Genomic DNA, 9,121 nt, shown 5'->3' on the forward strand with positions numbered 1-9,121 from the left:
AACGACCACCGAGACCCACCCGCCGCCGCGGGGGCGGCGGCCCTCGTCAGACGACGGACACACGATGGACGATTCCCTTCGCGCGCAGCACCGCTTCGGCCGAGGTGAAGTAGTCGCGCACGTCCGCCTGCGTCTTGATCCAGCCCAGGTAGCGTTCGACACCCCCGGCGAGATCGGTCCGCGGAGCATATCCCGCCGACCGCGCCCGGGAGATGTCGGCGGTGAGGTGGCGGATCTCGCCGGGCCGAAATTCGCCCCGCACGAGGGGATCGAGCCGGACGTCCAGCGCGTTGGAAAGCACGGTGCACAAATCCTTGATGCTGGTCGCCGCGCCGCTCCCGACGTTCACCGGGAGTCCGTCCCATGCGTCGCCGGTCGCCGCGAGCAGGTTGGCGTCCGCGATGTCTTCGACAAAGCAGAAATCGCGCGTCTGCAGGCCGTCCTCATAGACCACCGGCGGCTGGTCCGTTAGCAGGCGCGTGCAGACGATGGCGATGACGCCGGTGTAGGGATTGAAGATCGACTGGCGCGGTCCGTACGTGCACGAGTACCGCAGCGCGACGGCGGGGATGCCGGACTGCCGCGCCCACGTCAGCACCAGGCGTTCCTGGGCGACCTTGCTGATGGCGTACACGGTCTCGCCGGCGAGCGGCGCGTCTTCCGGGGTCGGCGCCGGGATCGTCGGCCCGCCGCAGTGCGGGCAACGGACCGCAAAATCGCCGCGGCGGAGTTGCTCGAAGGGCCGCCCCTTCGGAAAGACGAGGCCGTGGCGGCCGCACGTCGCGGCCCCCTCGGGATACACGGCCTGCGAAGACGCCACCACGACCTTTCGGATCGGCAGATTGAGATCGCGGATCAACTCCAGCATGCCGGCCGTCCCGGCGCCGTTGACCTCCAGGTACTTGGCGATCTCCGGCATGAAGCCCCCGTAGGCGGCTTGGTGGAACACGACGTCGACATCTTGGAGCGCCGCCGCGACCGCCGCGCGTTCACGGATGTCCCCGCGGACGAACTCGGCGTCGCGCGCCACCCACGCCGGCATGCCGTTCCGGTGCGTTTGCGGTTCGAGGTTGTCGAGAATCCGAACCACCCACCCGTCGCGCAGCAGGCGATCCGCGACGTGCGAGCCGATGAGACCGGCGCCACCGGTCACGAGCGCCCGCGGGCGATGTCGTCCGGTTGCCGTCACCTACGTCTCCGTCCCGGCCCACCCGGGCGCATCCAGGTGGTCCTGACGGGCCGGCTCAGGGAGGCCGCGCCGGCGGTGTGCGAGCGCGAGCGCCGCCGACGGCACGTAGAGCGCCGCGTCGAACAACGGCGGCCCGCCGGCGGCGCCGAGCGTCCGGGGCCCCAGAGCGGCCAATAGGTACGTCGCCGCGGCCGTGAGGTAGAGCAGCGAGACCGAGGGCACGACGGCCAGAAACAACGCCAGCCACCCAAAATACCATAGATAGTGGGTCGAGATCAGCACCATGAAGACGGCCGCGAGGAGTCCCGCGCCCCGGATGTCTCCAAGAGCGGTCCGGTCCGACCGGCGCCATACTCGAACGGCGATGACGAGCAGCGTCGCGAGCGCGGCCGCGACGTAGACCGGCGTGGGCAGCGCGGTGCCCGTTGCCCGCGCGACGCTGAGGAGAAAAAAGCGGTGCCCGCTCAGCAGCCCCTCCTCCTGCGCATATCCCGGAAGAAATCCGAGCACCCCCGCGCCCGCGCCGAGATACGGGAGGTACCCGGCCACCATCACCCCCGCCAGCGCGGCGGGCATCTTCCACGCGCCGGGACGAGACAGGGCCGGAAACAGGACCGCCGGATACCATTTTACCAAGGTGGCGCACCCCAGCGCCGCACCCGTGAGGGCGTCCCAGCGCCGGACGTGGGCCACCAGCGCGATCGCCACGAACGCGGTCGCGGCCGCGTCGATGTGCCCGTCCCCAGCGTACTGCCAGATCACGAGCGGGTTCCACGCGTACAGCAGCACCCGGCTGCGGGGCAGTCCGAGCCGGCCGAGCAGGATCGTCAGCATCCCCACGGTGACGGTCTCGCACGCGATCGCGCCCGCCCGGATACCGGAGACCGTCTCGCTGACGCGCGTGAACGCGAGAAACATCATCTGTGCGACCGGGGGATAGACCGTGCGCGCGTGGTCCCGGCGGTTGATGTGCGGGTAGATCGCCGCGTCGCGCAGCCGCGCCAGCGCCGGGTCCGCGGGCACGTACCGGTACGGGTTGATGCCGGCGGCCTGCACCCGGCCGTCCCACACGTAGCGATACACATCGTCCGAAAAGCGCGGCGGCGCGAGCGCGAGCGGCACGCGGCACAGCACTCCGACGAGCAAGATGATCGCAAACGCCGGACCGCGCAGCCGCACGCGCCAGACGATGGCGGCCGCACAGAGAAATAAGACGGCCTGCACGAACGCAACATCTTTGAGCGCGGCGATCTCCCGAATCCGCGTCTGAACCGCGTAGAGATACGACGCCACGGCCAGCGCACCGAGCACGCCGAGCAGCGCCACCGCGCCGGTCGTCTCGCCGGCGGCCGTTCGCCGGACCGCGGCCGGCAGGGAGACGTTCAAGACACGCGAAGCAGGATGCGCTCGTGCTCGGATGCGAGAAGCCGCCGGAGGTAGTCGCGCGTGTGGGGCGCGTGATACCCCGGCGGGCGAGTGCCGGCCCGGTGGTCGGGGACCAGTTCCTCGCACAACCGGCGCAGGCTCGCGCCGTCATCCACGTCGTACCAGCGCGGCAGGAGCACGACTTCCAGTCCGGTCTCCCGCGCCCGCGCGATCGTTTGAGTCAGGACTTGGTCCGTGCTCCAGGCGACGTCCGCGAACAGCCGCGGGCGGGCCGCGGTCATGCCGATCAGGTAGTAACCTCCGTCGTCCGCCGGCCCGAGCACGACCCGCTCGCCGGGCTGCGCGAGCGCGGCCATCGCCGCCTCGAGCGCCGCCGGCGGCAGCGTGGGGCTGTCCGAATCGATGAGACACACGGAGCGGTAGCCTGCCGTCAGAATTTCGGCGGCGGCATTGAGCAGGCGCTCGCCGAGGCCCTCGCCGCGCTGCGGGATCAGCCCGAAGTCCGGCGGCAGCAGCCGGCCGAAGAGCGCCTCGGCGCTCTCCGGCGTGTAGACGGCGACGCCGGCGCCGCGGCCCGCGGCGCCGAACGCCGCGATGCTCTCCGCCGTGTCCTTGAGAAAACACGCATAGAGCCCGGCCGCCTCGTCTAGGGTGAGCGGAGGCGAGAGCCGCGTCTTGACGCTGCCGGCCGTCGGCGCCTTCGTCATGATGGCGAGTGCGCACGTGGAGGTCATTCGACCCCGGCGACTACGCGATGGTAGCCGGTCGTTCCTTCCGGGGTGGTCCCGTGCCTGCCCTCCAATGCCGTGACCTCCGCCTGCCGGGTCGAGCGATCTAGGCGCCCGGAGGAACCGCCGGCCCCGACCGGATGCCCAACAAGCAATCTAACCGGCGACTATGATGATTGCATAAAGGTCGCGGCCGGCGCGCGATCGTCATCACCTGGGACGACTCTGAAGGCGATTACGACCATGTGCCGCCGCCGGTGACCAAATGGGGCCCCGACGGCGGCGTCGTCAGCAATGGTCCGCGGGTGCCGCTGATCATGCTCTCGCCGTTCGCGCGGGCCCACGCCGTCGAGCCCGCCGCCGGCAGCCAGGCCTCGCTCGTCAAGTTCGCCGACGTGTTGTTCGTCCTGACTCCGCTGGCGCAACTCCCCGACGAGGCGGCGGCACGGGTGACGGGACGGCAGGTATTCCACCAAGATAACCTCGGGCCTGACGATGCGATGACCCCGGGGATCGACGACCTCGTCGGAGCGTTCGACCCCGCCCGGCTGGCCGGGCAGGCCGCGCCGCTCCCGGCGGGTTACGTGGAGATCCCGGACCAGAACGTCACGCGTCTCCCCGCGGCGAGCGGCATGTCATGCCGGAGCGTCGGCATCGTCCCGACGGATATCGGGCTGGGGGTCCACAACGAGATCCCGGCCGATTTCAACCCGCGGCCCGCCACCAACCCCAGCCCGCAACGGCCACACCCGGCGGCCGCCGGTGCGGTCTCGAGGTCTCACTGATGTCCACCGGATCCAATCCAGCCCCGGATCTCCAGTGTATCCGCTGGAAGAAGCGGCTTCGCGCGGTCCACGATGGTCCGCGGCCGGCCGGTTCAATATGCATGGCGGGGAGGATGGTCCGTGTCCAACGGGTTCGCGGTGTTTGCTGGCCGGTTTCGGAGTCAAAGCGTGCGGGTGTGTGCCGCCGCGCTGGTCGTGCTGGCCGGAGTCATGTGGGATGCTCCGGCCGGGCCGCCGGCGACGGCGGCCGCGGTCGCCGGCGGCCCGAAAGCGTACATCGGATTGTACGGCGACGACGCCGTCGGCGTGCTCGACACGTCAACCGGGCGTCTCCTTCGGACGATCAAAGTGCCTGCCGGGCCCGAAGCGGTCATCGTGGCCCCCGGCGGCCGCCGGGTCTACGTGTCGAGCGAGGACGCGACCGCGGTCAGCGTCGTCGACACCACAACCGACACGGTCATCAAGACACTCGACGTCGGGAAATTTCCCGAGGGCATGGCGCTCTCGCGCGACGGCCGTACGCTCTTGGTCGCCGTGTTCGGGATCGACAAGGTGGATTTGATCGACACCGCGACGTTCACCGTCGAGGCGCAGTTCGCGGTCGCCAAGGCCCACGGCGTGACCCTCGCTCCGGATGGGCGCACCGCGTATGTCGGGGCGCAGGACGTTCCCAACGGGAATGCGATCGTCGTGCTGGATGTCGCGAACCGGCGGATCGCCGCGCGCGTGCCCCTCGATAAGACGCCGCGCGGCTTGTTCCTCGCACCCGACGGCAAGTCACTCTACTTTACCGTCGCCAACAGCGCCGCGGTCTATATCTTGGACAGGGCGACCCGTGCGATCACGGGGCGGATCACGGTCGGTCCGATCCCGCACCAGATGGCGTTCACTCCGGACCACCGGACCGCACTGGTGGTCGTGCAGGGCAGCGGCCGGCTCGCGGTCGTCGATCTCGCGTCGCGACAGGTGCGCACCGACATCGCGGTCGGCAGGTTCCCGCATTGGGTGGCGATCACATCGGACGGCGAGCTCGCGTACGTGGCCAACGAAGGCGACAACACCCTGTCCGTGGTGAACGTGGCGTCCAAGAAGGTTGTTGCGACGCTTCCCGTCGGCGGCCTGCCGCGCAAGATCTCGCTGCAGCCGGGACCGGGGGCGATGAGCCAATACACGCCCTTTTCGGCCGCGGAGGGCGCGGCGGGATTTGCCGGGCGGCCGCTTCGGCCGGCCCCGGCCGCGAAGGCGGGCGACGCTCAGATCCACATCCGGGCATTTTCATTCGGCGCACAGACCGTGACCGTGGCGGCGGGCCACGCGGTGACCTGGATCAACGACGATCCCGTACCGCACACCGCGACCGCGCAGACGACGGAGGGCAAGCTCTGGGACACCGGTCAGGTGGTCCCGGGCGGAACCATGAGGGTGACGCTCACCACGCCGGGGACTTTCGTCTATCAATGCGATGACCATCCGTTCATGCGGGCGAAACTCATCGTAACGCGGTAGCTGAGGCGGGGGCGGTCGGACACCGGGTCCGGCCGCTCCCGGATCCATCGCGAAGCGCTATTCTGCGATCGCGGCCAGGCGTTCCAGGTCTCGGACGACGATCCGCGTCCGCTGCGCGTCGAGGATGTCGAGGCGTCGCCACTCCGCAAGGATCCGGCTGACCGTATACGGCGAGGTGATGACCAGCTCGGCAAGATCGCGGCGCGAGAGCGGCACCTCGATGACGGCGCCGCGGCGGGTCTTGCGGCCGACGTACTGGCCGAGCCCGAGAATCCTCCAATGCCTCCGCCGAGGCCAGCCGGACGGTCCCCCCCAGTGCAAGGACGCGGTCTCCGAACGGCTCCGTGGGCGCGATGATGCGTAGAATCACGCTTCGTCCGTCGGGATCGGTTCGAACGAGTTTCACCAGGCCGGCCGTCAGGAAGTAGACGTCCGTGGCCTGATCCCCTTGCCGGAAATACGGTTCCCCTTTACGGGCGGCCCGCTCATGGGCCGACTGCGCGAGCCCCTGCAGATCCATCCGGGCGAGGCTCCGGAACAACGCGCTGAGACTCAGGTAGACGTAGTCGTCCGCCACAACTTTGCCGTGTGTGCGCACCAGTCGTTCCAGAACCGCGGGGTCGAAACGGTCTTCCCGATAGATGCATGCCCGCGTGGCGCGGCCGGGGCCGACGACATTTTCGAGCAGCGCCTCATACTCCCCGAGCGCCTCCTCCGGCACCCCCGCCTTGCCGACCCACGTCATTTCGGCGGCCACCCGCAGGCCCGTGAACCCGGCGGAAGTGGCCTCTGCCAGCTCCTGACGCAGGCGCTCGGTCGTGCGCACTGGGTCGAACGCCGGCAAGCCGAAGTGCTCCCGCGGGGTCAGCAGCGCGAAGGCTCCGCGCTTCTTCTTCTGGTCGACCCGCACCCCGCCCGCGGACAGCGCTTCGACAACGTCGGCAGGCCTTGACTCAGCGGCGACGTACACGCAGCGCTCGCCGTCGGCCAAACCCTTCTTGATGAACGGGGCAACGAATGCGAAAAGCCTGGAGGCATCCTCGTAGATGAAAATGATGTGATCCCCGGGTGCTATTTCCGGAAAGGCGTGCCGGCCGCCCTTCACCGTCACCGCCATCGTTACCGCTCCTTCGCCGGGCCGGCGACTCGCACGCGTGTTCGCCGATTCAGGATGATCAAGTGTCGGCAGCACTTCGCGTCATCCCATTCCGCCCCTGCCAAACCGTCGCGCCGGCATATGAGAGGCGGGTCGGCGCGGCGAGTGTTCCGGCGCACCGGTGCGTGCACCGCGGCGATGACCGCTGCGGAACGCACGATGCCCATCCGCCGGTTAACCTCGAACCGCAGTTCGGGCTTGCGCGATACGCACGATTGGCGTATGAATGAGGAGCGGAGGCGCAAGCTCTCCGGCAGAGTAGCCGACTCAAACGCTTTCGTACGTGGACGCCGAAAGCTGGTTAAGTGTACTTCGGGGGTAACTCCGGAGAACGGCTGGCGGGCTGTAGGCACCGGCGGCGGGGGCCGAAGACGGTGAGAAGCCGGTGGGTGCGCGCCTTCGTTATTTTCTCGCGCCGGAAGTAGAAACCTTTAGACAAAGGGCAGGTCATGACCCGACACTCCGTTCCCGTGGCGCGGATCTTCGGGATCTCGATCGGCCTCGACTATTCATGGTTCCTGATCTTTGTGTTGTTCACATGGGCGCTGGCTTCGAGCTATTATCCGGCCGCATACCCCACGTGGTCTCGTGCTGAGTACTGGATCATGGGCGCGATCACCGCCCTGATGCTCTTCGTCTGCGTCCTGCTTCACGAGTTGGGGCATTCGGTGGTGGCGATACGCTATCAAATCCCGGTCCGCAGCATCACGCTCTTCATCTTCGGCGGGGTATCGCAGATCGAGGGAGAGCCGCACAGCGCGGGCGCGGAGTTCTGGATCGCAATCGCCGGTCCCGCCGTCAGCGGCGCGCTGGCCCTCGGCTTCGCTCTCTTGCGGCCCGCGGTGGCCGCCGTGAGCCCGGTGTTCGCCTTGACGACGTACCTCGCCTACATTAACGGCGCGCTCGCGGTCTTCAACCTCATTCCGGGGTTCCCGCTCGATGGCGGCCGGGTGCTTCGAGCTGTTGTCTGGAACTCCACGCACAGCCTCCGCAGGGCGACCTTGGCCGCCGCCACGGTTGGGCGCTTTATCGGGTTTGTCTTTATCGTGTGGGGCGCCGCCCAGATTCTTGCGGGCCAGTTGGGCAACGGGCTCTGGATCGCGTTCATCGGCTGGTTCCTCGAGAACGCGGCGAGCGCGCAGGTCCAGCAGCAGGTCGTCGGAAGCCTGCTGGCCGGCCACACGGCCTCGGAGGCGATGAACCCACACTACGTCAGTGCGCCCGCGGCCACCCGTCTCCAAGACTTGGTGGACGATCATGTTTTGGGGAGCGGGAACCGAGTCGTTCTGATCACACAAGACGGTGAGGTTGTCGGCCTGGTGACGGTGCACCAGATCGCGGCGGTGCCGCGAGACAAATGGCCCACCTCCACGGTCGCGGACGCGATGACGCCGATCGCGCGCGTGAAGCGCATCAGGCCGACGACGGGATTGTGGGAGGCCATAGCGGAGATGGATCGTGACGGCGTGAATCAATTGCCGGTGATGGAGGACGGCCGGACCCTTGGAATGCTCACACGGGCGGACGTGATCGGCTATCTCCGCACCCTCCAGGAATTGGGTCGCTGAGACATGTACGGATCGCCGTGGTGAGGAGGAGGGAGTCGATGGAACGCGTGTCCGGTGGGTTGGACGCAGTACGCGTGCATCTTGAGAAGCGGATCGAACGCTGCAACAGGCGGATCGCGCTCGCGCGGAAGGCCGCCGCGGCCACATCGCGGCGCAGGGCACGGCGGGGCCCACCCGCGACCGGCCCGGACGTGGCGGCGCGGCGCGCCTATCGAGACGCCCTCAGGGCGCTCGACTCGATCCCCGCCGGCGGAGGCAGTCCCGCGGCGCTGCGGCTCGCGGCGGAGGAGGTCGACCGGGTCAAGTCCGCGTTGGCGCGGATCTATGAAGTGACGCAGCACGCGAATCACGAGCTCGCCGCGGCGGGCGACTGGGCAATCGTCGAGGGTGAAGCGCAGACCGCGCTCAATGTCGTGCGCGAAGCCGAAAAGAATCGCTAGCCCGTGGTAGGCGCGGAGAGCAAAGCGATCTCCGCCTTCAAACGGTAGGATTTCATCGTAGTTGGCCATTTTGCCCGGGGATACTTGGCCATTTCGGGGCCTCGTGTGACCCCTCGACGATCGGGATAGTTGGCCATTTCCTTGGGCGGCCGGAGATCCCGTGCCGAGGTTGGGGCGCGACCGGACCGCTAAGACCCAGGTTAGACCCAGCGCCGCACCCGAGCCTTGTACGCGCGGTAGGCGTCGCCGAACCTCCGCTCCAGATACGCTTCTTCGAGCATGGCGTTCCGATCGACGATCACCATGGCGACCGGTAGCAGCACGAGTGCACCCAAGAGGGACGCGGCGAGCGCGATCCCCGCG

General features: G+C 68.5%; 8 protein-coding genes. 4 read left to right on the top strand and 4 right to left on the bottom strand.

Annotation, left to right across the window (positions count from 1 at the left end; translation table 11 throughout):
- Positions 1–46: 46 nt before the first annotated feature.
- From VGZ23_01385 to VGZ23_01395, 3 genes are read right to left on the bottom strand one after another with little or no spacing between them, the layout of a single operon-like run.
- A complete protein-coding gene (locus VGZ23_01385; GenBank protein HEV2356257.1) occupies positions 47–1,189 on the bottom strand; it encodes an NAD-dependent epimerase/dehydratase family protein in 1,143 nt (380 codons plus the stop codon).
- Entirely contained in the window at positions 1,190–2,575 is a 1,386-nt protein-coding gene (locus VGZ23_01390; GenBank protein HEV2356258.1) for a glycosyltransferase 87 family protein, read from the bottom strand. It lies immediately after the preceding gene.
- On the bottom strand, positions 2,572–3,309 hold the full coding sequence (locus tag VGZ23_01395; GenBank protein HEV2356259.1) for a TIGR04282 family arsenosugar biosynthesis glycosyltransferase: 738 nt from the start codon (positions 3,307–3,309) through the stop codon (positions 2,572–2,574). Before VGZ23_01395 ends, VGZ23_01390 begins: the two co-directional genes overlap by 4 nt.
- 170 nt (positions 3,310–3,479) lie before the next feature.
- Between VGZ23_01395 and VGZ23_01400 the strand changes: the two genes are divergently transcribed.
- Positions 3,480–4,088 (top strand): alkaline phosphatase family protein, encoded by a 609-nt coding sequence (locus VGZ23_01400; protein HEV2356260.1) that lies wholly within the window; start codon positions 3,480–3,482, stop codon positions 4,086–4,088.
- Between the two features lie 120 nt (positions 4,089–4,208).
- Complete coding sequence (locus VGZ23_01405; protein ID HEV2356261.1) at positions 4,209–5,594, top strand: plastocyanin/azurin family copper-binding protein; 1,386 nt, start codon at positions 4,209–4,211, stop codon at positions 5,592–5,594.
- Here VGZ23_01405 and VGZ23_01410 read toward each other — a convergent pair.
- Entirely contained in the window at positions 5,578–6,711 is a 1,134-nt protein-coding gene (locus VGZ23_01410; protein ID HEV2356262.1) for an MEDS domain-containing protein, read from the bottom strand. The two genes, VGZ23_01405 and VGZ23_01410, sit on opposite strands and share 17 nt — an antisense overlap.
- Positions 6,712–7,199: 488 nt before the next feature.
- Here VGZ23_01410 and VGZ23_01415 point away from each other — a divergent pair, with 488 nt between their 5' ends.
- Positions 7,200–8,318 carry a site-2 protease family protein gene (locus tag VGZ23_01415; GenBank protein ID HEV2356263.1) on the top strand — a complete coding sequence of 373 codons (1,119 nt, stop codon included), beginning with the start codon at positions 7,200–7,202 and terminating at the stop codon, positions 8,316–8,318.
- A gap of 38 nt (positions 8,319–8,356) precedes the next feature.
- Positions 8,357–8,758 carry a hypothetical protein gene (locus VGZ23_01420; GenBank protein ID HEV2356264.1) on the top strand — a complete coding sequence of 134 codons (402 nt, stop codon included), beginning with the start codon at positions 8,357–8,359 and terminating at the stop codon, positions 8,756–8,758.
- Positions 8,759–9,121 lie beyond the last annotated feature (363 nt).

The organism is bacterium, assembly GCA_035945995.1.
In the GTDB taxonomy this organism is placed as follows: Bacteria; Sysuimicrobiota; Sysuimicrobiia; order Sysuimicrobiales; family Segetimicrobiaceae; genus DASSJF01.

Coding starts and splice junctions, on each gene's coding strand:
- VGZ23_01395 (HEV2356259.1), bottom strand. CDS start 3,309: ATGACCTCCACGTGCGCACTCGCCATCATGACGAAGGCGCCGACGGCC.
- VGZ23_01420 (HEV2356264.1), top strand. CDS start 8,357: ATGGAACGCGTGTCCGGTGGGTTGGACGCAGTACGCGTGCATCTTGAG.
- VGZ23_01410 (HEV2356262.1), bottom strand. CDS start 6,711: ATGGCGGTGACGGTGAAGGGCGGCCGGCACGCCTTTCCGGAAATAGCA.
- VGZ23_01415 (HEV2356263.1), top strand. CDS start 7,200: ATGACCCGACACTCCGTTCCCGTGGCGCGGATCTTCGGGATCTCGATC.